23 protein-coding genes and 1 tRNA gene are annotated in these 26,627 nt (G+C 63.3%); 12 read left to right on the top strand and 12 right to left on the bottom strand.

The features are described 5' to 3' along the window. Positions 1–54: 54 nt before the first annotated feature. From HJ536_RS17465 to HJ536_RS17435, 7 genes are all read left to right on the top strand, one after another. Positions 55–2,412 carry a DEAD/DEAH box helicase gene (locus HJ536_RS17465; RefSeq protein WP_177158706.1) on the top strand — a complete coding sequence of 786 codons (2,358 nt, stop codon included), beginning with the start codon at positions 55–57 and terminating at the stop codon, positions 2,410–2,412. A 119-nt stretch (positions 2,413–2,531) separates the two neighbouring features. Beyond that, on the top strand, positions 2,532–3,377 hold the full coding sequence (locus HJ536_RS17460; protein WP_177158705.1) for a putative selenate ABC transporter substrate-binding protein: 846 nt from the start codon (positions 2,532–2,534) through the stop codon (positions 3,375–3,377). Then, positions 3,377–4,033, top strand: coding sequence for an ATP-binding cassette domain-containing protein (locus HJ536_RS17455; protein ID WP_177158704.1), 657 nt, complete (start codon positions 3,377–3,379; stop codon positions 4,031–4,033). Before HJ536_RS17460 ends, HJ536_RS17455 begins: the two co-directional genes overlap by 1 nt. Continuing rightward, on the top strand, positions 4,030–5,547 hold the full coding sequence (locus HJ536_RS17450; protein ID WP_177158703.1) for a PhnE/PtxC family ABC transporter permease: 1,518 nt from the start codon (positions 4,030–4,032) through the stop codon (positions 5,545–5,547). The genes HJ536_RS17455 and HJ536_RS17450 overlap by 4 nt, the downstream gene beginning before the upstream one ends. A gap of 182 nt (positions 5,548–5,729) precedes the next feature. Then, complete coding sequence (locus HJ536_RS17445; RefSeq protein ID WP_177158702.1) at positions 5,730–8,318, top strand: ATP-binding protein; 2,589 nt, start codon at positions 5,730–5,732, stop codon at positions 8,316–8,318. Further along, complete coding sequence (locus tag HJ536_RS17440; RefSeq protein ID WP_177158701.1) at positions 8,315–8,761, top strand: response regulator; 447 nt, start codon at positions 8,315–8,317, stop codon at positions 8,759–8,761. Before HJ536_RS17445 ends, HJ536_RS17440 begins: the two co-directional genes overlap by 4 nt. Positions 8,762–8,774: 13 nt before the next feature. Beyond that, positions 8,775–9,470, top strand: coding sequence for a hypothetical protein (locus tag HJ536_RS17435; RefSeq protein ID WP_177158700.1), 696 nt, complete (start codon positions 8,775–8,777; stop codon positions 9,468–9,470). Positions 9,471–9,544: 74 nt separating this feature from the next. Here the strand turns inward: HJ536_RS17435 and HJ536_RS17430 are convergent. From HJ536_RS17430 to HJ536_RS17420, 3 genes are all read right to left on the bottom strand, one after another. Then, a tRNA-Leu gene (locus HJ536_RS17430) sits at positions 9,545–9,628 on the bottom strand. Between the two features lie 61 nt (positions 9,629–9,689). After that, a complete protein-coding gene (locus tag HJ536_RS17425) occupies positions 9,690–10,241 on the bottom strand; it encodes a tetratricopeptide repeat protein (protein ID WP_228028776.1) in 552 nt (183 codons plus the stop codon). Positions 10,242–10,262: 21 nt separating this feature from the next. Continuing rightward, positions 10,263–10,739 carry an Lrp/AsnC family transcriptional regulator gene (locus HJ536_RS17420; protein ID WP_176855957.1) on the bottom strand — a complete coding sequence of 159 codons (477 nt, stop codon included), beginning with the start codon at positions 10,737–10,739 and terminating at the stop codon, positions 10,263–10,265. 106 nt (positions 10,740–10,845) lie between these two features. Between HJ536_RS17420 and putA the strand changes: the two genes are divergently transcribed. Continuing rightward, positions 10,846–14,277, top strand: a complete 3,432-nt coding sequence (gene putA / locus HJ536_RS17415; RefSeq protein ID WP_420811099.1) for a bifunctional proline dehydrogenase/L-glutamate gamma-semialdehyde dehydrogenase PutA — start codon at positions 10,846–10,848, stop codon at positions 14,275–14,277. A gap of 200 nt (positions 14,278–14,477) precedes the next feature. Beyond that, a complete protein-coding gene (locus tag HJ536_RS17410) occupies positions 14,478–15,221 on the top strand; it encodes a rhomboid family intramembrane serine protease (protein ID WP_177158699.1) in 744 nt (247 codons plus the stop codon). Between the two features lie 61 nt (positions 15,222–15,282). Here HJ536_RS17410 and HJ536_RS17405 read toward each other — a convergent pair whose 3' ends face one another. After that, positions 15,283–16,074 carry an inositol monophosphatase family protein gene (locus HJ536_RS17405; RefSeq protein WP_176855955.1) on the bottom strand — a complete coding sequence of 264 codons (792 nt, stop codon included), beginning with the start codon at positions 16,072–16,074 and terminating at the stop codon, positions 15,283–15,285. Between the two features lie 71 nt (positions 16,075–16,145). Continuing rightward, entirely contained in the window at positions 16,146–17,051 is a 906-nt protein-coding gene (locus HJ536_RS17400; protein ID WP_177158698.1) for a LysR family transcriptional regulator, read from the bottom strand. Between the two features lie 93 nt (positions 17,052–17,144). Here HJ536_RS17400 and metF point away from each other — a divergent pair, with 93 nt between their 5' ends. After that, on the top strand, positions 17,145–18,011 hold the full coding sequence (metF, locus tag HJ536_RS17395) for a methylenetetrahydrofolate reductase [NAD(P)H] (RefSeq protein WP_176855953.1): 867 nt from the start codon (positions 17,145–17,147) through the stop codon (positions 18,009–18,011). A gap of 60 nt (positions 18,012–18,071) precedes the next feature. Continuing rightward, positions 18,072–18,533, top strand: a complete 462-nt coding sequence (locus tag HJ536_RS17390; protein WP_177158697.1) for a PaaI family thioesterase — start codon at positions 18,072–18,074, stop codon at positions 18,531–18,533. On the opposite strand, the gene HJ536_RS17385 is transcribed toward HJ536_RS17390, so the two are convergent. Then, entirely contained in the window at positions 18,526–19,635 is a 1,110-nt protein-coding gene (locus HJ536_RS17385) for a DUF2235 domain-containing protein (protein WP_177158718.1), read from the bottom strand. The two genes, HJ536_RS17390 and HJ536_RS17385, sit on opposite strands and share 8 nt — an antisense overlap. 353 nt (positions 19,636–19,988) lie before the next feature. Between HJ536_RS17385 and HJ536_RS17380 the strand changes: the two genes are divergently transcribed. After that, complete coding sequence (locus tag HJ536_RS17380) at positions 19,989–20,423, top strand: Lrp/AsnC family transcriptional regulator (RefSeq protein ID WP_176855951.1); 435 nt, start codon at positions 19,989–19,991, stop codon at positions 20,421–20,423. 63 nt (positions 20,424–20,486) lie between these two features. Here HJ536_RS17380 and folD read toward each other — a convergent pair whose 3' ends face one another. The 6 genes from folD to ybgF form a co-directional block, all read right to left on the bottom strand. Further along, entirely contained in the window at positions 20,487–21,389 is a 903-nt protein-coding gene (folD, locus tag HJ536_RS17375) for a bifunctional methylenetetrahydrofolate dehydrogenase/methenyltetrahydrofolate cyclohydrolase FolD (RefSeq protein ID WP_177158696.1), read from the bottom strand. Between the two features lie 4 nt (positions 21,390–21,393). Beyond that, positions 21,394–21,708, bottom strand: coding sequence for a chorismate mutase (locus HJ536_RS17370; RefSeq protein ID WP_177158695.1), 315 nt, complete (start codon positions 21,706–21,708; stop codon positions 21,394–21,396). Between the two features lie 94 nt (positions 21,709–21,802). Beyond that, positions 21,803–22,399, bottom strand: coding sequence for an MOSC domain-containing protein (locus HJ536_RS17365; protein WP_177158694.1), 597 nt, complete (start codon positions 22,397–22,399; stop codon positions 21,803–21,805). 146 nt (positions 22,400–22,545) lie between these two features. After that, positions 22,546–24,462, bottom strand: coding sequence for an ATP-dependent zinc metalloprotease FtsH (ftsH, locus tag HJ536_RS17360; protein WP_176855947.1), 1,917 nt, complete (start codon positions 24,460–24,462; stop codon positions 22,546–22,548). A gap of 77 nt (positions 24,463–24,539) precedes the next feature. Continuing rightward, positions 24,540–25,769: a tRNA lysidine(34) synthetase TilS gene (gene tilS / locus HJ536_RS17355; RefSeq protein WP_338082016.1), complete on the bottom strand. Its 1,230-nt coding sequence runs from the start codon at positions 25,767–25,769 to the stop codon at positions 24,540–24,542. Further along, on the bottom strand, positions 25,766–26,614 hold the full coding sequence (gene ybgF, locus HJ536_RS17350) for a tol-pal system protein YbgF (RefSeq protein WP_177158693.1): 849 nt from the start codon (positions 26,612–26,614) through the stop codon (positions 25,766–25,768). The genes tilS and ybgF overlap by 4 nt, the downstream gene beginning before the upstream one ends. Positions 26,615–26,627: the final 13 nt, after the last annotated feature.

Raw genomic sequence — 26,627 nt, 5'->3', positions numbered from 1 at the left:
CCTGCGAAGAACGCAGATTGCGGCCTGACATTCTGACCGAAAGCAGACAATCACGTGAAAAAGACCCTCGCTCAGGCGCTGGAGCGCCGCGGATATTCGACCCTTACTCCTGTCCAAGAGGCGGTGACCAACCCCGAACTCGGCACTCAGGACATGCTGGTGTCGGCCCAGACCGGTTCGGGCAAAACCGTAGGCTTCGGCCTTGCCATTGCGAACGCGATCCTTGGCGAAGAAGACGTCTTCGGCCCCGCCGAAGCCCCCGTTGCCCTGATCATTGCCCCGACCCGCGAACTGGCCCTGCAGGTCAAACGCGAACTGATGTGGCTGTACGAAGATGCCGGCGCCTATCTGGCGTCCTGCGTTGGCGGCATGGACTTCCGCGATGAAAAGCGTGCTCTGGCCCGCGGTGCGCACATTGTTGTCGCCACACCCGGCCGTCTGCGCGACCACATCCAGCGCGAGTCGATCGACCTGAGCAACGTCCGCGCCGTGGTCCTGGACGAAGCGGACGAAATGCTGGACCTGGGCTTCTCCGAAGATCTGGAATTCATTCTGGGCACCTGCCCCGAAGACCGTCAGACCCTTCTGTTCTCGGCGACTGTGCCCCGCGAAATCGAAAAGCTGGCCCAGAACTACCAGCGTGATGCCCTGCGCATCTCGACCGCGTCCGAGCAGAAGCAGCACTCTGACATCGATTACCGCGCGATGGTCGTGCATGACCGTGACGCGGAAAACGCGATCATCAACACCCTGCGTTTCTACGAAGCGCCCAACAGCATCATCTTCGCGAACACCCGCGCGATGGTGGCCCGCATGACCTCGCGCCTGTCGAACCGTGGTTTCTCGGTTGTGGCGCTGTCGGGCGAACTGACCCAGACCGAACGCACCCACGCGCTGCAAGCGATGCGCGATGGCCGTGCCCGCGTGTGTGTGGCCACCGACGTGGCCGCCCGCGGCATCGACCTGCCGAATCTGGAGCTGGTGGTTCACGCCGAACTGCCGAACAACCACGAAACCCTGCTGCACCGCTCGGGCCGGACCGGCCGCGCGGGCCGCAAGGGCGTCAGCGCGCTGATCGTGACCCCCAAGTCGCGCAAGAAAGCAGAGCGCCTGCTGAAGTTCGCCAAACTGACCGCCGATTGGGGCAACGCGCCTTCGGCCGAAGAGGTCAGCACCCGCGACCAAGAGCGTATGCTGGCAGACGAAGCATGGTTCGATCCGATTAGCGAGTCGGAAAAGGCCACCGTTGACCTGCTGACCCAAAGCTTTAACGCCGAACAGCTGGCCGCCGCCTATCTGCGCCTGATGGCCAAGGGTCGCTCGGCGCCCGAAGAAATCAACGAACTGTCCGTGGACGCCCCCAAACCCCGCGCCCCGCGCGAGGAATTCGGCGAAAGCGCATGGCTGCGTATGGATGCAGGCCACGACCAGAACGTCGGCCCCCGTTGGCTGCTGCCGATGATCTGCCGCGCCGGTGACATCACCAAGGACGAAATCGGCGCCATCCGCATCATGGACAAGGAAACCTTTGTCCAGCTGAAGGCCGACGCGCTGGAAGGCTTTGTCGAGGCCATCGGCCCCGCCATGACCACCGATCAGGGTCACGTTCTGCAGGTTCTGGACGAAGCGCCCGATCTGCCGAAAACCGCACCCCGTCCCATGGGCAAACCCGGCGGCCGCTTCGGCGACAAGGGTGGCCGCTTTGGTGACAAAGGCGGACGCTTTGGCGACAAGGGTGGCCGTTTCGGCGACCGTGGTGATCGCGGCGACCGTCCCCAGCGTGCTGACCGTGGCGACCGCCCCGAGCGCGGCGAACGCCCTGCCCGCCCCGAGTGGAAAGAGCGCGCCGAGCGTCCCGCACGCCCTGACGCCCCCCGTCCCGCCCGTGCCGAAGGCGCAGCCCGCCCCGAGCGCGTCGAGCGTATGGAACGCCCCGACCTGTCCGAGCCCCATGGCGCCGTAGTCCGCAAGGCGAAACCCGTCTGGGGTGACAAAGCCAAGAGCGACAACTGGGAAGACCGCCCCCGCAAGCCCCGCGCGGACAAACCCGCCGGCGCAGGCGAGCGTCCCGCAAAATCGTTCGGCGCGAAAAGCCACAGCGGCAAACCCGCGCCCCGCAAGCACGAAGGCGACTGGGAACGCAAATCCGACGGCAAGCCCGCAGGCAAGCGCCCCTTTAACAAGGACGGCAAGCCCGGCTTTGGCCGCGATGGTGGCAAGCCCGCATTTGGCAAGGAAGGCAAACCCGGCTTCGGTCGTGACGGCGGCGGCTTCAAGGGGGGCAAACCCGGCGAGAAACGCGGCTTTGGCGGCAAACCCGGTGGCCGTCCGGCCCCCAAAGGCGGCGACGCGACCCCGTTCCGCAAACCTGCTGGCGGCAAACCGGGCGCACCCCGCCCCAAACGCCCCTGATATAGCAAAATCTGAATAAAACGCCGCCCCGACTGGATCCCAGCTCGGGGCGGTTCTTTCTCTGGAACCCTGATTTGTTCGGCACTAAAGACACCCCGAACCCAATTTTCGAGGCCCCTATGAAAAAGCTCGTTCTTGCCCTTCTTTGTGCTACCGCGTCGCCCGTGATGGCAGAAACCCTCTACTTCTCGGCGATCCCCGATGACGACGAGACCAAACTGGTCGAGCGTTTCGGTGCCGTTGCCGATTACCTTGAGGCGCAGCTTGGCGTTGATGTCGAATATGTGCCGGTCAAAGACTATGGCGCGGCCGTGATGGCGTTCCGCAACGACCAGATCCAGCTGGGCTGGTTCGGCGGTCTGTCCGGCGTTCAGGCCCGTCTGGCCGTCGAAGGCTCCAAGGCCATCGCTCAGGGTGCCGAGGACGAGACCTTTGTCACCTACTTCATCGCGAACAAATCGACTGGCCTGACCGCGTCCGAAGAATTCCCCGACATGGCCGGCCACAGCTTTACCTTTGGCGCGCAGACCTCGACCTCGGGCCGTTTGATGCCTGAATTCTACATCCGCGAGCACACCGGCAAAGCCCCCGAAGAGCTGTTCACCTCGGTTGGCTTCAGCGGCGATCACGGTCAGACCCTGCGTCTGGTCGCGTCCGGCGCATACGAGATCGGCGCCCTGAACTACACCGTCTATGACAGCGCCGTGGCCGAAAAGACCGCCGAAGCGGACGCCACCACCCTGATCTGGAAGACCCCGTCCTATCCCGATTACAACTGGACCATCCGCGGCGACGTTGATGCCCGCTTTGGCGAAGGCTTCACCCAGCGCGTTCAGGATGCTCTGGTCGGCATGACCGACGAGGCTCTGCTGGCCAGCTTCCCCCGCTCGGCCTTCATCCCCGCCACCAACGAGATGTACCAGCCGATCGAAGACACCGCGCGCGAGCTGGACATCATCGACTGATGCAACTGCTTGCGCTGGAAAACGAAACGCTGGGTTGGGGGGCAACGCCCGTCCTGTCCGGCGTTTCCCTGACGGTCGATCAGGGCGAACGCATCGCCCTGCTTGGCCCCAGCGGCGTGGGCAAAAGCACCCTTCTGAACGCCATGCGCCTGCGGATGACCGACCGGCGCGTGGCTCTGGTCCCGCAGGAAAACGGGCTGGTCGCGCAACTGAGCGTGTTCCACAACGTCTGGATGGGACGGCTGGATGATTTCGGCACCGCGCGGAACATGCGCACCCTGCTGTGGCCCGTTGGCCATGAACGCGCCGAAGTGGACGCTGTCCTGGCCCGCACGGGGCTGAATGGTCTTGGCCGCCGCCGCGTATCCACCCTGTCGGGCGGGCAAAAGCAGCGCGTTGCCCTGAGCCGTGCGCTGCTGCGCGGGGGCGATGTGGTGATCGCGGACGAACCTGTCTCCGCCGTGGACCCCGCCCAATCGCGCGAGCTGCTGACCCTGATCGAGGCAAGCTTTGCCACCAGCATTCTGGCCCTGCACGATGTGCAACTGGCGCTGGACCATGCCACCCGCATCATCGGCCTTGGCCGCGGCGGCATCGTGCTGGACGCCCCCAGCGCCGACCTGACCATCCCCGACTTGATGGGCCTGTACGCATGAGCCTGACTGGCCGCCACATCCTGCTGGCGCTGGTGGCCTCTGCCCTGATTGCGCTGGGGTTTGCGAACCTGACCGCAGGGGGGCCGGACCCGTGGATCACCCTTGGCCGGATCGGCGCGGGCCTGATCACCCCCGATTTCAGCGATTACACCCTGCTGGCCAACGCGGCGCTCTTGACCGTGGCCTTTGCGTTCTGCGGCGTGGCGTTCGGGGCCACCTTTGGCCTGCTGCTCGCGCCGTTCTACCGGCTGAGGCGCGTGCGCTTGCCCTGCATCACCATCCGCGCGTTGCACGAGATTTTCTGGGCGCTTTTGCTGCTGAACGTCTCCGGCCTGTCGCCCCTGACCGGCGTGCTGGCGATCGGGCTGCCCTATACCGGTATCTTCGCCAAAGTCTTTTCCGAATATCTGGACGAGGCCGAAGCCCAAGCCGAAGCCGCCCTGCCCCACGCCCATTCGACGCTGATCCGTTTGCTGTGGGTACGCCTGCCCGCGTGCCTGCCGCAGATCGGGACCTACACCCTCTATCGCTTGGAATGTGGCCTGCGCTCTAGCGCGGTGCTGGGGTTCATCGGCCTGCCCACATTGGGTTTTCACCTCGAGAGTTTCTTCAAGCAGGCCCACTATTCCCAAGCCGCAGCTGCCTTGTTCATCTTCATGGCGCTGATCCTGCCCTTGCGGCGCTGGGTGCGTTGGCGGCTGGTGCCGGTGTTCATCGCCGTATCGATCTGGCTTCTGTCCCGCGTCCCCTATCCGCCCATGGGCCAAGGCGCCGCGCTGCAATTCCTGAACGACCTGATCCCCTCGCCTCTGCGGACCGGCGCGGACTGGGGCAAATGGCTGGACAAAGTTCTGATCGACCAAGCCCTGCCCGGCGCGATCGACACCCTGACCCTGTCACAACTGGCGCTGGCGGGGGCGACGCTGATCGCGGCCATCGCCTTTCCCATGATCGTGCCGCGGGTGGCCACACGCATCGGGGCTGCCATCGGGCACGGCGTTCTGGTGATCTTTCGCTCGACCCCTGAATACATGCTGGCCTTTGTGCTGCTGCAAATCCTCGGGCCGTCGATGCTGCCCGCGATTCTGGCGCTGGCCCTGCACAACGGCGCGATCATCGCGCACCTTCTGGGCCGCCACGCCCAAGACCTGACCATCCGCCCCGACGCCCCCCGTGGCCTGACCTTCTGGGGGTGGGAGCTGTTCCCCCGCCTGACCGCGAACTTCTGGGCCCTCTGCCTGTATCGGTGGGAGATCATCCTGCGGGAAAGCGCGATCATGGGCCTTCTGGGGATCGGCACGCTGGGGTTCTACGTGCAGACGAACCTGCAGCAACTGCGCATGGACCGCGCGCTGATTCTGCTGGCCGTGACGGTCCTGCTGACCCTGCTGATCGACACCCTGTCCCGCACCCTGCGCCGCCACATGCAAGAAGGCCGCGACCTGCGGATCGAGAAGACCCGCGCCATCGACGATGCGTCAGCTGCACCAACGCCCCAAGGCGTTTGCCGATAGGCAAAAACGTCGGGACAATTCGACTAGTTGCGCGCCGGCAATCTACAATTAAGTATTAAACAATAAGAAAAAGACGTGTATCCTAGGTCGGTACACGACATCTGTGTTCAGGGCCCTTCCCCTGTCAGATTGAAAGAAAAACAATGTCTCATACCTCTCTTGCGCCGAGAGGTTTTGAACGAGTGACCGGCACTTCGCCTCTTCGAGAGGCTGCATTCTATACCCTGCCGGGGATTGTACTGATTATTTCCGGCTCGGCTCTTTACGGTTGGTTCTTTGGCATCCCGCGCCTGCTGGATGTGATCCCCGGCTTTTCCATTATGTCCTTTAATACATCGCTGGACTTTGTCCTGTCGGTGGCGCTGGTGTTTGCGATCCGCAAGGCCCCGGACAACCTGATCATGCTGCTGTCGCTGGTGATCGCGGTCCTGCCGATCCTGACATTGCTAGAGCATAGCGGGATCATCCAGCTCGAGGTGCGGCACCTGTTGTTCGACACCTCGGAATTCGGCGGGGACATGGCGAACAACACCGCGTTCGGCTTTCTACTGGTCAGCCTGTGTGGCGTCTTCGCTTGCATTCCCAGCGTTTCGGGCTGGCCTGCGACCGCGCTGGCCACGCTGGGCCTGTCGGTTATGGGCATCGGTCTGACGGGGCTAGCGACCTATGGGGCGAACGCTTTGGCGATGTATCAGTGGGTGGCGATCACGGGGATGGCCCTGCACACCGCCATTTGCTTTGTTTTTCTGGGGCTGGCGCTGGCGCTGGCCAGCAACGGGATCAACGCGGCGCTCCCTTCGGACAAGCCAGAGCTTCTGATCACGGCCGGCGTGGTGCTGGGCTGCATTCTGATCACCTGCTCGATCTGGAAGCACCTACTGGACACGGACCGCGACGTGGTCGCCAGCCGCGTCGACAACGAGATGAACTTCCTGCAGAGCCTGCTCGAAAACGAGTTCGAGAACCTGACCGAGGCTCTGGACCGCATGGCAGACCGGCAGGCCAATGTCCCCGTCATGCTGCCCGAACTGTGGCAAGCGGATGCGGAACGCTATGCGGCGGATTTCCAGCAACTGCCCGGCATTGCCTTGATCGACGACAGCTTCCGGATCGTCGGGGTTGCCCCCTATGAGCCACTGAAACACGCGATCGGCGTCGGCAAAGAGTTCAACCCCGACCGCACCGCCGCCATGATGGCCGCCTACGAGACCAAAAAGACGGTCATTTCGAAACCCTTTACCCTGACGACCGGCAAGCAGAGCCTCGTGATTTTTTCGCCGATCTTTCACCAAGACCAGTTCCGCGGGTTGATCGCGGCCTCTGTCGATCTGGATCAACAACTGGCCGGGTGGCTGCGCGAAGACTTCAGGGATTTTGAGCTGATTCTCAGCAGTCAGGATCTGGTCATCAGCCACCGGATGGCCCCTACCTTTCTGGCGCCGAATTTTGCGGTCGAGCAGGCCATCAGCGTTCTGGACCAGTTCTGGGTCCTGACCATGATCCCCGACAAACAGTTCGTCCGCGACGCGGTTCAACCCCTGACCAATGCCGCGCTGCCCTTGGGGATGCTGGTGACGCTGCTGCTGTCGGTCGCCCTGAACCGCAGCATCAAGGTCAGCCGCCAGAACGACCTGCTGCGGATCACCACCTATGACCTACAGAACCGCGAATCCCGTCTGGAATACATGGCCCGCGAGCGCGAGATGGTGATCTCGAACACCAACGAGGGGCTAATCTATCTGGACCGGCACCGCAACATCCGGCTGGTCAACGAATCCGCCGCAAAGCTGCTGGGGCACGAACGCAACCTCCTGGTGGGCCAGCGATTTGACTCGCTGCCGTTTTTCATCACAGGCACACACGTCAATCCCCGCCTCGAAGAGCTGATCCAGAACAAGCGGAACGAGGATGTCCAGATCCGCATCTGCAACGAAGAGCCCGTGAATGTCTCGATTTCGGCCAACCGGATCGAAAGCAAACCCGATGTGATGGGCGGCTACGTGATCGTGTTCTACGACATCTCGGAACGCCGCCACCTGGAGGAAACCCGCGCCGCCCTGCTGGAACGTCTGGAGCAATCCAACGAAGAGCTGATGCAGTTCGCCTTTATCTGCTCGCACGACCTGCAAGAACCCTTCCGCATAGTCGGCGCCTTCTCGGAGCGGCTAGAGACCCACCTCAAAGAAATCGGTGAACAAGACGACACCACCGTGCGCTACCTGCATTTCCTGACCGATGCCTCGTCCCGCGGGATCAATCTGATCCGTGATATTCTGGACTATAGCCGCGTCGATCAGGGGACCGGCCGCCTGTCTTTGGTGGACACCAATGCGCTGGTCGATGAGCTGTTCACGCAATTCGCCAGCAGCACCAGCCGCACGCTGGAAACCACCCGCGATGACCTGCCCCAGATTCCGTTCATCAAGCCCCAAGCCCTGCAGCTGTTCCAGAACCTGATCGGCAACGCCATCAAATACTCGAAACCCGAAGGCCCCATCACCGTCCACGTCACCTGCGAGGATCACGGCGATAAATGGGAGTTCACCGTTCAGGACAACGGACTGGGGATTGCCGACAAGAACCTCGGCAAGATTTTCGAGATTTTCAAACGCCTGCACCGGCGGGACCAGATCCCCGGCACAGGCATCGGCCTCGCGATCTGTCGCAAGATCATCGAGCGCCACAAAGGCACAATCTGGGCCGATTCCATACTTGGCGAAGGGTCCAGCTTTAAATTTACACTGCCCAAAGACGGGGAGATCGAGGCATGACACAGCAAACCATTTCCATCCTGCTGATTGAGGACAACGAAGGTGACATTGTCCTGACCCAAGAAGCCATGCGCGAGGCCAAGCTGGCCAACAACCTGCTTCTGGCACGTGACGGGGACGAGGCGCTCGATATCCTGTATAAACGCAACGGCTACGAGGGGGCCGCGACCCCCGACCTTATCCTTTTGGACCTGAACCTACCCGTTACCGACGGGTACGAGGTGCTGGAAATCATGAAACAAGATGAGGATCTGTTACGCATTCCCGTAGTGGTCCTGACCAGCTCTGAGTCCGATGCCGACCGCATCAAGACCTATCAGCTGCACGCCAACTGTTTCGTGTCCAAGCCGCTCAAGGCATCGTCGTTCATCGAAGTGGTCAAAACCATCGAGAACTTCTGGCTGAGCATCGTTTCGCTGCCCCCCAAGGCCGCGGCCGAGTGAAAGAAGAGAAAGCATGGTCAAAGACATCAAGAACGATAAACTGGCCTACGACGCGATTTTCGAGAGCTTCAATCTGTTTCTCAGCACGCTCCATCACGACGTTTCAGCCTCTTTGCGGCACACCCACGGCTTTGCCAGCCTGCTCAAGGAACAGTGGCAAGACAGCCCCGAAGTGGTGGATCGCTGGGCCGACCAGATTACCACGGCCTCTCAGCATGGTCAGGCGCAGCTTGTTGCCCTGACCCAATGTATGCGCCGCGCCTTTGCCCCCAACACCCCCGAAGTGCTGGAGCGGCTGGACCTGTTGGTGCAGCAACTGGACCTGAAGACCTGCGCCCTTTTCGAGCTGGAGCGTTGCGTCTACACCGACCCCGTCAAGGTCGAGGAGATCTATCAGGCGCTGGATCAGGCGCTGGTGCTCCTAAGCAATGACCAGTCCCAGAACCGCATCATCAGCCAGATGGCCAAGGACCGCCGCTATCTGCGGATCGTCGGCACCGCACCCACGACCCTCATCCGTCCCACCAATGTGGACCGCCTGTTCACCCCGATGAAGTTCGACCAGCCCGATCGTCCCAAGGTCAACCATCCGGTGATTTTCCAGATCAAAGCCACCGCCGCCGCCCTGCACGGCAACGCCCACGCGTCGCTCCCCGAGGAGGGCGTTCTACGGATCGAGGTGATTTTGCCGGACCTACCCGAACGGTAAACCGGCCCCCAAGGGCCCTACCGTTTCGCAACTTCGTCTGGCTGGAAAAGTGCGGCTTTTGCAAAAGCCGGAAGTGGTACCCGCGGCCGGACTCGAACCGGCACGGCCGAAGCCTAGGGATTTTAAGTCCCCTATGTCTACCATTCCATCACGCGGGCAACCCTGAACGGGTGGGCGGACATTAGCGTGCTGCGCGGGGAATGCAACTTGGAATAGGCGTTATAATTCCTCGCCTTGGGGTGAATTCAGCAAACTGCGTTCGGGCAGCCACGGGTTCAGGGCCAGCGCCTGTTTCAGGATGTCCTGTGCCTCGGGGGTGCGGCCAAGGGCGATCAGGGTCATCGCTTTGCCGGTCAGGGCCCCCAGATGGTGCGGAAGCAGCCCCAAGGCGCTGTCGATGTCGGGCAGCGCATCCTGATACTTCCCCTCGAGAAAGCTGATGATGGCGCGCTGGTTGTACCCTTCGGCGTAGACGGGGCAGTAATCGACCAATGCATCGAACGCACTGCGCGCGGCGGGAAAATCGCCCATCCGCAATCGCTCGATTCCCGCATCCAGATAGTCCTGAGCCGTTTGATCCGGCGCGTCCGTCAGCACGCGCCACATCTCGTTGTGCAAATCCAGCGCGACACCGGCATCGGGGGCATCGGGGAATCGGGCGACAACAGCGTCCAGTTCCGGCCCTTGGTACGGGTCAGGCGGGCAGTCGGCCAGCACAGCGGCAGGCCACATCATCAGAGCAAGGGCCAAGCGTTTCATGCCGTTCAGCATCCGCCCGCCCTGCCCGATCCGTCAAGTCAAATCACCCGAGACCGTTTCCTTGACCGCTTCCATGACCACAAAGGTCGAGGTGTGCGACACACAGGGCAGCGCCGAAATCTTTTCCCCCAACACTTGGCGATAGGACGCCATATCGCGCGTGCGGATCTTCAGCAAATAGTCGAAATTCCCTGCAATCATATGGCATTGCTCGACCTCTGCGATCTTGGCCACGGCGCGGTTGAACGCGGTCAGCGCGGCTTCGCGGGTGTCCTGCAACTTGACCTCGACAAAGGCTACGTGGTCCAGCCCCAGCTTCACCGGATCCAAGAGCGCGCGGTAGCCGATGATGATCCCCGCCATCTCCAAACGCCGAAGCCGCGCCTGAGTCGGCGACTTGGACAGGCCGATGCGTTTGGCCAGTTCGGTAACGCTTAGGCGCGCCTCGCGGCCCAGCTCGCTCAGAATCGCATAGTCGAAACGGTCCAGACTGACCTGATCATCTTGCATGGCAAAACCTCGTTAATAAAGTCGAAGTGGATGGCACAGACCCGTCATTTCGGGAATATCGACTTGCCGCAATGCAGTATCATGGTCCGATCGGGAAAGGAATACCATGATGCTGGATCAAAACATGGCGCTGCCCTTGCGGATCGACGCAGCGACCTACGCCAACGAAGCAGACAAACTGGCCGCTCTGGTAGAGGCGGCGAACCTGTCCGCTGCCGACCGCGCGAAAATCGCCGCGAATGCCGCAAAACTGGTCAGCGACATCCGCGGCCGTACCAATCCGGGCCTGATGGAGGTCTTTCTGGCCGAATACGGCCTGTCCACCGACGAAGGCATCGCCCTGATGTGTCTGGCCGAGGCCCTGCTGCGCGTGCCCGACGCCGACACCATCGACGCCCTGATCGAGGACAAGATCGCCCCCAGCGACTGGGGCCGCCATCTGGGCCACTCGACCTCATCCCTAGTGAACGCCTCGACCTGGGCCCTGCTCCTGACTGGCAAAGTGCTGGAAGAGAAAAAGCCCGGCCCCGTTGGCCATCTGCGCAGCGCCATCCGCCGTTTGGGCGAGCCTGTCATCCGCACCGCCGTCGGCCGCGCGATGAAGGAAATGGGCCGCCAGTTCGTGCTGGGTGAGAACATCGAAGCCGCCATGAAACGCGCCGCCAAGATGGAAGAGCGCGGCTACACCTACTCCTACGACATGCTCGGCGAGGCCGCCCGCACCTACGAGGATGCAGAGCGCTACTTCACCGCCTATTCCCGTGCGATCACTGCCATCGCCAGCGCCTGCACCCATCAGGACATCCGCAAGAACCCCGGCATTTCGGTCAAACTCTCGGCCCTGCATCCGCGCTATACCGTGGCGCAGCGGGACGCGATGATGCCCCTGCTGGTGGAACGTCTGACCAAGCTGTGCGTCCAAGCCGCCGAAGCCGGCATGGGCCTGAACATCGACGCAGAAGAGGCCAACCGTCTGGCCCTATCGCTCGAGGTGATCGAGGCCACCATGGCCGATCCCCGTCTCGCCGGATGGGAGGGCTTTGGCATCGTCGTCCAAGCCTATGGCAAACGCGCCGGTGATGCGATCGACTGGCTCTATGAGACCGCCCAGCGCCTTGATCGCAAGATCATGGTCCGTCTGGTCAAGGGCGCCTATTGGGACACCGAAATCAAGCACGCCCAAGTCATGGGTGTCAGCGATTTCCCCGTCTTTACCGACAAGCACGCCACCGACATCAGCTACATCGCGAACGCCAAGAAGCTGCTGTCGATGACCGACCGCATCTACCCCCAGTTCGCCACCCACAACGCGCACACCGTTCAGGCCGTGCTGCACTATGCGGGCAACGACCGTGACAGCTTCGAGTTCCAGCGCCTGCATGGCATGGGCGAGAGCCTGCACGACATCGTGCATACGAATGAACAGACCCGCTGCCGCATCTACGCACCGGTTGGGGCCCACCGAGATCTGCTGGCCTATCTGGTCCGCCGCCTCTTGGAAAACGGCGCGAACAGCTCGTTCGTGAACCAGATCGTGAACGAAGCGGTGCCGCCCTCGGTCGTCGCCTCTGACCCGTTCGACGCGGTTGCGGGCCGCCCCGCGCACCTGCTGACGGGACCCGAACTGTTCGGCGCCCGCGCCAACTCGATGGGTTGGGACATCGAGCACGCCCAAACCCTGACCACCGTGGAACACGACCGAAACGTCTGGCGCGCCCACCAGTGGCACGCCGCGCCCTTGCTCGCTGGCACCGCAGCACCCCAACCTGCGCTGACCGTGGACAACCCGGCCGTGCCCGCCGACACCCCCGGCCAAGTGCGCTTTGCCTCTAGCGCCGACGTGGAGACCGCCCTGTCCGCCGCCACCCCTTGGACTGCAGACCGTGCCACCCGCGCCGCCGTGCTGAACCGCGCCGCCGACCTGTTCGAAGCAAACTACGGCGAGCTTTTCGCTCTGATCAGCCGCGAGGCTGGCAAGTCCCTGCCCGATGCCATCGCCGAACTGCGCGAGGCCGTCGATTTCCTGCGCTACTACGCCGCCAACGCGCCCGAGGCCGCGCCGGTGGGCACCTTCACCTGCATTTCGCCGTGGAACTTCCCCTTGGCGATCTTCACCGGTCAGGTGTCCGCCGCACTGGCCACCGGCAACGCCGTTCTGGCCAAACCCGCCGAGCAGACGCCCCTGATCGCCTTCCGCGCCGTAGAGCTGATGCACGAGGCTGGCGTTCCCGCGACTGCCCTGCAGCTTCTACCCGGTGCGGGAGACGTGGGCGCGGCGCTGACCTCGGACGCCCGCGTGGGCGGCGTGGCCTTTACCGGCTCGACCGAAACCGCGCTGAAAATCCGTAGTGCCATGGCGAAACACATGGCCCCCGGCGCCCCGCTGATCGCGGAAACTGGCGGCCTGAACGCGATGATCGTGGACAGCACCGCTCTGCCCGAACAGGCCGTCCAAGCCGTGATCGAAAGCGCCTTCCAATCTGCGGGCCAGCGCTGCTCGGCCCTGCGGTGCCTCTATGTGCAGGAAGATATCGCTCCGAACCTGCAGAAAATGCTGATCGGCGCGATGAACACCCTGACCGTCGGCAACCCGTGGGACATCAGCACCGACGTCGGCCCCGTGATCGACGAAGAGGCGCAGTCCGGCATCCAGACCTATATCGAAACCGCCCGCGCCCAAGGCCGCGTGTTGCACCAACTGGACACCCCGAGCGAAGGCACCTTTGCCCGCCCCACGTTGCTGCGCGTCGGCTCGATCAAGGAGATGGAGCGCGAAATCTTTGGCCCCGTGCTACATCTGGCGACCTTCAAGGCCGGTGAGTTGGACCAAGTCATCGCGGACATTAACGGCACGGGCTATGGCCTGACCTTTGGCCTGCAAACGCGGATCGACGACCGCGTGCAGCACGTGACCGAGGCCGTCCACGCGGGCAACATCTATGTAAACCGCAACCAGATCGGCGCGATCGTGGGCAGCCAACCCTTTGGCGGCGAAGGCCTGTCGGGCACCGGTCCGAAAGCGGGCGGTCCGAACTATCTGACCCGTTTCACCCAGCGCCCCGCCCCCGCGCAGGCCGCCGAGTGGCCGGTTCCGATGACCGACGCAGACCTGCAGAAACTGGTGGACCAAGCGGGCGAAGGCCCCGCCCCGACCACCATCACTCTGCCCGGCCCAACCGGCGAGTCGAACCGCCTGACCGCCATGGCCCGCCCGCCGGTGTTGTGCCTTGGGCCAACGGCGGCGCTCGCTGCTGAACAAGCAGCGGCGATCCGGTCCCTTGGCGGTGTGGCCGTGGCCGCAACCGGCGCGGTCAGCCCCGAGGCGCTGACCAAACTGCGCGGCATTTCCGGCGTGGTCTATTGGGGCGATGCGGCGCAGGCCCGCGCCTATGGCGTGGCGCTGAGCTATCGCATCGGCCCGATCCTGCCCCTGATCACCGGCCTGCCTGACACAGGCCATGCCCGTCACGAGCGCCATGTTTGTGTGGACACCACTGCGGCGGGTGGAAACGCCGCGCTTCTGGCTGCGTCGTCGTAACCGCAGCCAGTCCCCCCTGACTGGGGCGGTGGTTCCTGTGGGACCGCCGCCCTTTTTTATGTGTGGTTATTGCCGAGGGCGTGCAGCGGGGGCCAGCCCCCGCACCCCCGGAGTATTTGGGCAAGGAGAAAGCAGGGCCGGGTAAGGTTAATTCGAGGTGGGACTTGACCGGAGGGCCTGTGGGGCCGATGTCATAGGGTATGTTCCCGATCCGAGACCAGAACCCAACGGGGCGCGTGCCCTATGTCACCTACGCGCTGATTGCCGCGAATGTGGTCGCGTTTCTAAGCCATTGGTCCCTTTTGGTGGGCGAGGCTGCGGCCAGTCAGGTTTACTTGGATTACGCGATGTTCCCGCTGATGATCACCCACGGGGAGCATCTGTATTCGCTGGTCACGTCCATGTTCATGCACGGCAGTTTTCTGCATATCGCGGGGAATATGCTGTTTCTCTATATCTTCGGCGACAACATGGAAGAGCAGTTCGGGAGGGTCCGGTATCTGCTGTTCTATCTGGCTTCGGGGGTGGCGGCGGCGCTGCTGCAGGTCTTGGCCGATCCCTATAGCTCGGTGCCGATGGTGGGGGCGTCGGGGGCGATTGCGGGGGTGATGGGGGGCTATCTGCTGCTGTTTCCCAAGGCGCGGGTCGATATTCTGCTGATCTTGATCATCATCTGGAAGGTGATCACCGTGCCCGCCTGGCTGATGCTGGGTCTGTGGTTTGCGGTGCAACTGCTTGGCGGGCTCGGGACGCCCACGGATGAGGGCGGCGTGGCCTATTGGGCGCATATCGGCGGTTTTGTGGCCGGTATGGCGATGACTTGGGGGCTGTGGCGGCGCAAAGGCGGCGTCCGGTTCTGGCAGGCCCAAGATCGTACCCAAGGGATTGCGCCGCGCCATAGCTGGCAGCGCACGCGGATCCCCACTGTTCGTCGGCGGTACTAAGCCCAACGAAAAAGGCCGCCCGGAATGGAGCGGCCTTTGGAATGTCTGGTGATCTGGGTGATCAGACTTCGCGGATGATCTTGGCGAAGCGGTCGTACACGTCGGGGTTCGCGACCAGAATTTCGCCGTCCTCGATGGGGTTACGGCCTTCGCGGATCGGGCCGACCATGCCGCCCGCTTCGGAAACCAGCAGCATGCCCGCTGCGAAATCCCATGCGAACATTTCGCGTTCCCAGTAGCCTTCGTAACGGCCAGCTGCCACGTAAGCCAGGTCCAGCGAGGCTGCGCCCCAGCGGCGGACACCAGCGCATTCGGGCATCAGGCGCGACAGGTCGCGGATGGTTGCAGGCAGAGTGCGCTTGGTGCCCCACGGAACGCCGGTCGCAAACACCGAGTCGACGATCTGGTGACGGCCCGACACACGCAGACGCTTCTGGTCGTTCAGCCAGCAGCCCGCGCCCTTTTCGGCAAAGAACATCTCGTCCTTGGCGGGGTCAAAGACCACGGCCGATACGATCTGGCCCTTGTGCTCCAGCGCGATCGACACGGCCCAGTGGGGCATACCGTGCAGGAAGTTGGTGGTGCCGTCCAGCGGGTCCACGATCCAGCGACGGGTGGGGTCTTCGCCCTTCACTTCGCCGGTTTCTTCGCCCAGATAGCCATAGGTCGGGCGGGCACCCAGCAGTTCCTCGCGCAGGATCTGCTCTGCCGCCATGTCCGCGCGGCTCACGAAGTCGCCCGCGCCCTTGCGCGAGACCTGAAGGTTTTCGACTTCGCGGAAGTCCTTGACCAGCGAACGGCCCGCCTTGCGTGCCGCCTTGATCATGATGTTCAGATTTGCGCTGCCCTGCATCCATCCGGCTCCTTTGTCTCAAGCCGCCCATTTACGCGTTGATCGCCCTGTTGCCAAGGGCTGATTCCCGCTCAGACGGCCTGTAATTTGTGGGCTTCTTCGCCCGCAAGGCGCAGCAGATCAACCATATAGGGTTTCTGGCGATCTTCTTCGCGCAAGGCGGCATAAAGACGGCGGGTGATGCCGCCACGGGTCAGCGGGCGCGTGATGTAATCGCTGTTGTATTTCACCTCGCGGACGACCCAGTCGGGCAGCACAGCCACACCGCGGTTCGACGCCACCAGCAGCAGGATCACCGCGGTCAGTTCGGCCTGACGCACGGCAGCGGGCTCGACCTTGGCCGGTCCCAGAAGCTGGTTAAAGATGTCCAGACGCGCGCGGTCGACCGGATAGGTGATCAGCGTTTCGGTGCGGAAATCGGTCGCCTCGATGTAGGCTTTCTGGGACAGCGGGTTGTCCTTGGAGGCCACGAAGATCGGGTGATAGTCGAACAGGGGCTCGAAGACGACGTCGTTCAGATCCTCGGGGTCCGAGGAGACGACCACATCCACGTCCTCTTTTTGCAAGGCGGGCAGCGCGTCGAAGGCCAGACCGGGGCGGATGTCCACATCCACGTCAGGCCACAGCTTGCGGAACTTTTCCAGCACGGGGAACAGCCATTCAAAACAGGCATGGCATTCGATGGCGATATGCAGGCGCCCCGATTTGCCCGCGCGCAAGCCGGAAAATTCTTCCTGAATCGCTTCGACCTCGGGAAGAATCCGGTTCGCAGCACGCAAGAGACGCATCCCCGCGGCCGACAATTTCATCGGCTTGGACTTGCGCACGAACAGTTCGACCCCGCACTGCTCTTCCAAGCCCTTGATCTGGTGGGACAAAGCGGACTGGGTGATGTTCAGGATGTCTGCGGCGCGGGCCAGACCGCCCGCCTCGTGAATAGCCTTGATGCTGCGCAAATGGCGGAATTCGATGTGCATCTTGATGTGTGGCTCATGTTGATCTTGAAGATAATGAGTTTGTCTCACAACGACGTTTGTGAGACAAGAGCGACATAGCAAAGGAGTTTATCCATGACCGCACCGCGCATTTCCTTCGAATTCTTCCCGCCCCAGTCGCTGGAAGCTTCGTTCCGTCTCTGGGATACCGTGCAGGTGCTGGCGCCCATGGGACCCCGTTTCATTTCAGTGACTTACGGCGCAGGTGGCACCACCCGTGACCTGACCCACGAGGCCGTAACCACTCTGCACAAGACCACCGGTCTGCCTGTTGCAGCTCACCTTACCTGCGTCAACGCCACCAAGGAAGAGACGCTGAACATCGCCAACGCTTATGCAGAGGCCGGCATCAACCAGATCGTGGCCCTGCGCGGCGATCCGCCCAAGGGCTCGGGCGGCTTCAAAGCGCACCCCGAAGGCTTTGCCGACAGCTGCGAGCTGATCAGCGCGCTGGCCGATACCGGCAAGTTCACCCTGCGTGTGGGCGCCTACCCCGAGAAGCACCCCGAAGCGACTGACCACAAAGCGGACGTTGAGTGGCTGAAGCGCAAACTGGACGCCGGTGCGTCCGAGGCGCTGACCCAGTTCTTCTTCGAGGCAGAGACCTTCTTGCGGTTCCGTGATGCGTGCGCCGATGCGGGCATCACCGCGCCGATCATCCCCGGCATCCTGCCGATCGAAAACTGGAAGGGCGTTAAGAAGTTCTCGGCGGCGTGCGGCACCTCGATCCCCGCATGGCTGGACGATGCCTTTGACAAGGCGCTCCGTGATGGCCGTCAGGACCTGCTGGCCACCGCGCTTTGCACCGAGCTGTGCGATGATCTGCTGCGCGAAGGCGTCGAAGACCTGCACTTCTACACCCTGAACCGTCCCGAACTGACCCGCGACGTGTGCCACGCCATCGGCGTCACCCCTCAGGTCAAGCTTCAGAACGTTGCCTGATCGAACAGAACGGGGCATGCTGCATCTGCAACATGCCCCTTTTCTTTTCCGGCAGGACTTATGACCAACACTGTTTCATCCGACGCGCCCCTTAGCCCAGAGCTATCGGGGCTCGAAAACCTTTTGCGGATCATCAACGGCGACTCGCCCGAGCCGCCGATCTGGGCCGCGATGGGCTACCGGATGACCCACGCCGCCATCGGCACCGTCACCCTTCGCGGCGCCCCGAAATCGGATCACACCAATCTGGTCGGCTCGACCCACGGCGGCTGGTACGCAACGATTCTGGACAGCGCCCTTGGCGGCGCGGTGAACAGCACCAGCAAACCCGGCGTGCATTCCCTGACCCTGGAGCTGAAGGTGAACATCCTGCGCTCGATCCCCGTCGGGATGCAGGTCGAGGCCATCGGTCACGTCGATCACGCCGGCCGCCGCACCGGTGTGGCCCATGCCGAACTGCGCGGGGTCGAGGATGGCAAGCTTTACGCCACCGCCTCGACCACGATGCTGACCATCAGCTAACCGCCATCTCGCGCGGGACATCCGGCGCCAGATGCGGGCTTGGCGGGGTCAACGCGGCCTCGCTGGCCCAAGTGAAATCATCGTGCCGCCGCGCAACCGAATCGTGCAGGCTTTCCGAGGGGTCCAGCCCCACCACCCGCGGTTTGCGCGCCAGAAACAGCTTGCCCCAACTGCGCCACGTCCCCAAAGACGGCGCCCGCACATCGGTCGGGAAACGCATCCGCCACCCGTGGGGCAACGGCAGCCCGCAGGCCTCGGCCTTGGTCAGCATCCAGACCAGCGGGATGTTCGACAGGGGCCGCGCCTCCAGAAACTCCCCGAGTTGCCCGCCCACATCCCCGTGGGAGCCGCGGAACCAAACCTGTTCCACATGGACCTCGCGCTCGGGGTCGGTTTCCCACAGAATCGGGGCGAACCCTTCGCGGGTCTCGTCGAGCGCCAGCGCCTGATACCCATGCCGGATCGAGGGCCCCAGCCGGTGATCGTGGAACCCGTGCTCCAGATCCGACCGCGCCGCGAAATAGGGCAAGCGATTCCCCAGCGCCTTGACCGTGTCCCATACGCCGATCATCTCGATCGGAACTTCGGCGTGACAGGCCCGCCGGATGAACCCGTGATCCCCTTCGTGCACCCCGCGCTGATAGATGCGGTAAATCTGGCGGACATTGCGCACCGTGGCCTCGGGCCCCTTCAGCAGCCCGACCGAGTCGATCACGCCAGCCAAGGACCGCACCGCATAGGCCCCGCGCGAATAGCCGAACAGGAACACCCGATCCCCGGGATGATAGCGCGACGCAAGGTATCCATAGGCCCGCCGGATTTGCCGGTTCAGCCCTTTGCCCTGCATCACGTCGTTCCAGCCGCGCCAGTCGTTCAACTGGATACCGGCCTCGTAATAGACCGAAACGGGCATCCCGACCTCGCGCAGCAGGCGATAGGTCAGGCCCGCGTTCGTCTCCATGCCCAGCGTCAGGCTGGACAGCGTTCCGTCGATGATGATGACATGAGTGATCGGCTGCCGGCTATAACCTGTCGGCGCATGGATCTCCTTGGGGCTGGCACGCAGCCAACCAAGGATCTTATCACTCAGCCGCAACCGCATTTGGTTCATCAACTCCCTAGCATTCAGGGGCGTGAACGGCGATGGACCCGTGTGATACCCCTACTCCGGACGGCAGCGTGTGCCGCTTCCCTAAAGCTCAGGCCTGCACCAACCGTGCCAGCCTGCATCGGTCTCGTACCTAGTTAAACGGCCCAACCGGGGCCGCCTCTTATGTGTCCTATTCAAAAGGACGTTTTTCCCGTCCCTTTATATTCAGAGTAGACCTGTTCCGCCTCAAGTCCAGCGGGCATTCAAATCGGTCACAACACTGTCACCGATTCAGCACCTTGCCGAAATGCAAAGTCACATCGTAAGATTCAGCAAAGCAAATCGCCCAAAGCCCAGAGAAACCGATGCAACTTGACGGAACCGACCTCGCTCTGATCGCCGCCCTCTCGGAAAACGCCCGCATGAGCGTGTCGACCATCGCCCGCCGCATCGGGCTGGCCCGCACCACGGTTCAGGCCCGTCTGGAACGGCTGGAAAAGTCGGGGGTGATCGCGGGCTATTCGATCCGTTTGGGCGCCGGTGCCCGCCCCGCCATCAGCGGCACCCTGCTGGTTTGCACGGAACCGGCCGAAAACGCCGCCATCATCAGCCGCATCAAATCCCTACCCGAGGTCAAGGCCGTCCACAGCGCCTCTGGCCGCTATGACCTGATCATCGAGGTCGCCACGGACGACACCGCCACGCTGGACCGGACCCTCGAATGGATTGGCAGCGCCCGCGGCGTCAAAGAGGTCGAGAGCCTGATCCACCTCGCCACCAAGCTCGAACGCCGCACCTGATCCCATAGAAAAACGCGCGGCCCTTGGGGGACCGCGCGTCATTCAATTCCGTCAAATCGCAGTTTACGCGGTCAGGCCCTGAGGCTCGGCCAAACCGTTCGCGCGGCAGCACGCGGTGACGGTGTTCGCCAGAAGGCACGCGATGGTCATCGGGCCAACACCGCCCGGAACGGGGGTGATCGCGCCAGCAACTTCGACAGCGCTGTCGAAATGAACGTCGCCGACCAGACGGGTCTTGCCCTCGCCCTTTTCGGGGGCGTCGATGCGGTTGATGCCCACGTCGATCACGGTCGCGCCTTCTTTGATCCAGTCGCCGGGGACCATCTCGGGGCGGCCAACGGCGGCAACCACGATATCCGCGCGGCGAACCACATCGGCCAGATCCTTGGTACGGCTGTGGGCGATGGTCACAGTGCAGCTATCCCCCAGCAGCAGTTGCGCCATCGGCTTGCCCACGATGTTCGAGCGTCCAATGACCACAGCGTTCATGCCCGAGAGCGAGCCATGGTAATCGCGCAGCATCATCAAGCAGCCCAGCGGGGTGCAAGGCACCATGGCCTTCTGACCCGTGCCCAAGAGACCCACGTTCGAGATGTGGAAGCCGTCCACATCCTTGGCCGGATCAATCGAGTTGATCACCAGATCGCTGTCCAGATGGTCGGGCAGCGGCAACTGCACCAGAATACCGTGAACCGCCGGATCGTTGTTCAGCTGGTCGATCAGCGCCAGCAGATCCGCCTCGGACGTGGTGGCATCCAGCTTGTGCTCATAGCTGTTCATGCCAGCTTCGACTGTCTGCTTGCCCTTCGAGCGGACATAGACTTGCGACGCGGGGTCCTCACCCACCAGAACCACCGCCAGACCGGGGGTGATGCCGTGCTCTTCTTTCAGGCGGCTGACATGGCCTGCCACCTTTTCGCGTACCGTGGCCGCAAAGGCCTTGCCGTCGATGATCTTCGCGGTCATCTGGTTACTCCTTGTGGGTCCCGAGAACCCGTTCCTCGCGATCGATCGACCAGTCGATGATCTTGCGCCAGAGGCTCTCAATCAATTCGGGGTCGAGCCCCTGCAAATCCGCCTTATTTCGTACGTTCGCGACAACTTCCTCGACCCGATCACGAATACGGGCGGGGAGACCTGCACTCGGCTTCAGCTGGATGGCGCGGTCGATATAGGTCGCGCGTTCCGCCAAAAGGGTCACGAGCTGGGTGTCCAGATCGTCGATCTGGGCACGCAAGGTAGGCATGTCGGGGCACTCGGTAGGGGCGCGGCGCGTCCTGTCCATGCTGTCACATCTCCTGCGGGCTGTCGGTGTTGCGCCCGCAGGTAGTCGGTTCTGAGGCGCGGGACAAGTGCCCGATCGGCCTCAGAGCGGCATATTAGCTGCGGGCTGCGTCCAAATGCTGCCAAACGGGCTGATCGGGGATGTGCAGGCGCAGGGTATCACCGACCTTGAGCGTACCGGGGCGCTCGACCCAAGCAGTCACACCGCGGCGGCCCGAAGCGGCGGTTTTGAACTTGCCGCCCGCGCCGGGGGCGTCCTGATCAATAACCTTGGCGGGCAGATGGCAGGGACGGTTTTCCATGTCGATCACGATGGTGGCCCCGCTTTCGGCCTGAAGGCGCGACGAGGGCGGCACATGGCTGAAATCGGGAATCCCCTCGATGACGATGCTGATTCCCGCCCAAGCGGGGTTGAAGGCATCCACGCCGATCTTCTCGGCCACTTGGGCCAGTTCTTCGGCGGACAGAATGGTCAGCTGGCGGACGTTGGCGATCTCGGTGCCCTTGGGGTGCTGGGACACAACGCGGCTACAGGACGGACGGGTGAGGCCGCCGTGGATTTCGGTCGCGACGCCCGCAAAGGTCAGCTCCATCTCATCGAGCGGCTGCGAGGCCAGCGAGGCTTCGCGGTCGGACACGTGCCCCAGCCAAGTGATGGTGGCGGTGAAATCGGTGGGCTTGAGGGCGGGCATAGTGAGTCCTTTCGCGCGTCGGGCCTGTGGTCCGCTTCGGGATAGTGAGTATTTGGAGCAAAAAGAAGCAGGGTTTTCCCGATGAGCGGCAAACCCCTGTCTGGCAAAAGAAAACGCCCCGCGGTTGGGCGGGGCGTGATCGGGAATTATGCGGTGGGCTCGGGTTCCGGCTCGTCCCCTGCGGGTTTGGTTTTCGCCCGCGTTTTGGGGATCGAGGTCAGGCTGCTGGAACCTGCATCGTCTTCGTCGTCCTGACCGTTCGCCTGCGGAGGCTCGCCGCGCATGACGCGCTTGATCTCTTCGCCGGTGAGGGTTTCGTACTCCAGAAGACCCTTGGCCAGACGTTCCCATTCATCATGGTGGTCGGTCAGGATCTGGAACGCACGGTCATAGCCACGCTGGATAAAGGCACGCACCTCGTCTTCGATCAACTCTTTGGTGTGTGCCGAAACCGACAGACCCGCCGTGTTGCCCGAGTAGCCTTCGTGCGCTTCGGAATAGTCGATGTTGCCGACCTTGTCCGACATGCCCCAGCGCAGAACCATGGCACGCGCCAAGGCCGATGCCTGCTGGATGTCGCCCGAGGGGCCGTTCGACACGTTCTCTTCGCCGTACTTGATGATTTCCGCGGCCTTGCCGGCCATGGTCATCGCGATCTTTTCCTCGCATTCCGACTTGTGCCAGTTCAGGCGGTCGATTTCCGGAAGGCTGACGACCATGCCCAAGGCACCACCGCGCGGGATGATCGTGGCCTTGTAGACCGGATCACACTGGGGCAGCACCAGACCAACCACGGCGTGACCAGCCTCGTGGTAGGCGGTCTTTTCCTTTTGGTCGGCGGTCAGGACCATGCTGCGACGCTCGGCGCCCATCATGACCTTGTCCTTGGCGTTCTCGAAATCTTCCATCGTGATGAAGCGGCGACCGATACGGGCAGCCATCAGCGCGGCCTCGTTCACGAGGTTCGCCAGATCCGCACCCGAGAAGCCCGGAGTACCGCGCGCGATGATGCGCAGGTCCACATCGGGTCCAAGCGGGGTCTTGCGCGCGTGAACGCCCAGGATCTTTTCGCGGCCTTTGATGTCGGGATTCGGCACGGTGACCTGACGGTCAAAGCGGCCGGGGCGCAGCAGTGCGGGGTCCAGAACGTCGCGGCGGTTGGTGGCCGCGATGATGATCACGCCCTCGTTCGCCTCAAAGCCGTCCATTTCAACCAGCAGCTGGTTCAGGGTCTGCTCGCGCTCGTCGTTGCCGCCGCCGATGCCGACACCACGGGCACGGCCCACAGCGTCGATCTCGTCGATGAAGACGATACAGGGCGCGTTCTTTTTCGCCTGTTCGAACATGTCACGGACGCGGCTTGCGCCCACACCCACGAACATTTCCACGAAGTCAGAGCCCGAGATGGTGAAGAACGGAACGCCCGCCTCGCCCGCGATCGAGCGGGCCAGCAGCGTCTTACCGGTACCCGGAGGGCCCACCAGCAGCGCACCTTTGGGGATCTTGCCGCCAAGACGGCTGAACTTCTGCGGGTTGCGCAGGAATTCCACGATCTCTTCAAGCTCTTCCTTGGCTTCGTCGATGCCTGCCACGTCGTCAAAGGTGACGCGGCCATGCTTCTCGGTCAGCAGCTTGGCCTTGGACTTGCCAAAGCCCATAGCGCCACCACGGCCACCGCCGCCGCCCTGCATCCGGTTCATAAAGAAAATCCAGACGCCGATCAGCAGCAGGAAAGGCAGAAGCGATACGAGGAAGGTCTGAAGACCGCTCTGTTCCTGACTACGAGCCTCGAACGGGATGTTCTTGGCGATCAGGGTCTGGGTGATCTGAGCGTCAGCGGGTTTGATGGTCTGGTAATCGCGGCCATCGCTGCCCTGGAAGCGGACGGTTTCCCCATCCAGCGTCACACGGGCGACGTTGCCGTTATCCACGGACTGCACAAACTCCGAATAGCTGACGGTCTGGCTCTGCATAGAGGTGCCACTGCCGCTGAACAGATTGAACAGGGCAAGGACCAGCAGGAACAGCACGACCCAGAATGCGATGCTACGCGCGTTTTGCAAAAGTCATCTCCTTGAAGTCCAAAGCCGAAGACGCGCCCCGACCTTTTCACATCAAAATAGAGACTAAGAAGCGAGGTTCAATGCGATAAGATGCATTGAATGAAATCATCTGTGCCGTTTTCGCGGTAAATCCGCCAACCATTCGGCCAATCGGCCATTGGCGCGGCAATCAGGCGGTCATTTTGCCACAAGGCGGGCTCGGCGATCAGGGCCGCATAGGGGCGTGTGTCGGGGCGGCCTTCGGGCAGTTGGCGCATCCCTTCGGGGCCAAGGGCGCGGATTTGGACCGGCTCGGCGCCTTCGGGGGCGGCGGTGTGCCAGACCCCGTCCCACAGGGCGGGCGGCGCGGCAACCAGATCGCGGACGGCATTATATTCGCGGAAAATCGTCACGGTGCCTTGGCGCGGGCGCAGGGCGCAGCCGGCCAGCGTGGTGCCCTGATCGGCGCGCAGGGCGGCGATCGCCCCCTCGACCGCATCGGACCGCGGGGCATAGGGCGCGGGCGCAATCCAGCGCAGGGCGGCGGTGATCAGGCGGCGGGCGATTTCAGCGGGGGCGGCCCACAGGGGCTCTGCCTGCAAAACCAGCATTCCCCCGTCCACGGTGGCGATCCGGCCCGCCAGTTCTGCGGTCACTTCGTCCAGCGCGTCACGGGCGGCCTGCTGGTGCAAGGCGACCTGCGCCAGCACATCGGGCCCGATCCCCAGTTCCGCCAGCAAGGGCAAGGCCTTGCGCATCTGCACGCGGGTAAACCGCTCGTTCTCGTTCGAGGGATCATCGACCCAAGGCACCCCGTCCCCGGCCAGCCAGTCTCGGATGTCCTGACGGGGGCAGTCCAGCATCGGACGCCACCAGAAGCCCCACGCGGCCTCGCGCCATTCGGACATGGCGGACAGACCATCCACCCCCGAGGCCCGCGCCAGACGCATCAGAACCGTCTCGGCCTGATCATCCAGCGTGTGTCCCAGCGCCACGACCTGCAATTCATGCTCGGCGGCCCACGCGCCGATCAGACGCTGGCGCGCCCGGCGGGCGGCGTCCATCAGGTTCCCCTGCCCGTCCCAGTCGGTCCATTCCAGAATGTCGTGCTTGAAGCCCAGCGCGGCGGCATGGGCGGCGACCCCTTCGGCCTCGTCCCGCGCTTCGGGGCGCAGTCGGTGATCGACGGTCACAATGCGCGGCTTGATGCCCGCGACTGCCGCCATCCGCATCAGACCCACAGAATCAGAGCCCCCCGACACCGCAATGCCGAGGGGCTGTGGCGCGGCCCGAAGCCGCGCAATAACGTCGCGAAGCGCCTCGCTCACGAGCAGCCCAGTCGGCCCATCGCGTCAGTGGCATCTGCCACCGCCGGATCGCCGGGGAAGCGCACGCTGACCTCGGACAGGGTCACGCAGGCCTCGTTGTTCTGGCCCAAAGCGCCCAATGCGGTGCCCAGTCCGGTCAGGGCTTCGGCAGCGCCGGGCCCCTCGGGATCGGTCGAGAACGCCTGCAAATAGGCGCGCGCGCTTTCACGGGTGTCCTGCACCTGCTTCAGCGCACGGGCGCGGCCCAGATGCGCGTCAGCGGTCAGCGGGCTGCCGGGATAGGTCTCGACAAAGGTGGCAAAGCCAGCCGCCGCGTCCGCAAAGCGGCCCTCGGCATATGCGGCCTGCGCACTGTCGAAATCGGCCTGCTCGCTCATGGCCAGCTCCGTGGTGGGCGCCGCAGCACCCCCCGCGGGCGCGATGGGCGACACGGGCATATTCGCGCTCGCATCGGCCCCGCCCAGACGCGGCATGTCCTGCAAAGTGGACACGTCGCAGCCGGGCTCCAGTTCGCACAGACGGAAGTTCAGGTCGTTGACGCGGTTGGTGCCCGATTCAACGACCGTCTCCACGCGATGGCCCAGTTCCTCGACACGGTTGGTCAGGCGGGTCATTTCGGCCTCGATCGAATCCACACGGCTCAACAGGGTCCCGCCCTGAGTGCCGCCACCGGGGGCGCCAGTGGTGGACAGCTCGCGCTTGAGACGCTGGATGTCCACATGCAGAACCGACAGCTGCTGGCGCAGATCGGCCAGCGTTGCCGCATCGGCCTGTTGGGCCACGGCTGGCACCGAAGTGGCCAGCACAGTCCCGATCATCAGCGCGCCAAAGGTTTGCCGAAGCATCGCGTTCTTCCTT

Source organism: Donghicola mangrovi, from assembly GCF_013377535.1.
Classification (GTDB): Bacteria; Pseudomonadota; Alphaproteobacteria; order Rhodobacterales; family Rhodobacteraceae; genus Donghicola; species Donghicola mangrovi.
The sequence above is the reverse complement of the archived record's forward strand: the minus strand, read 5'-3'. Positions and strand labels throughout refer to the sequence as shown.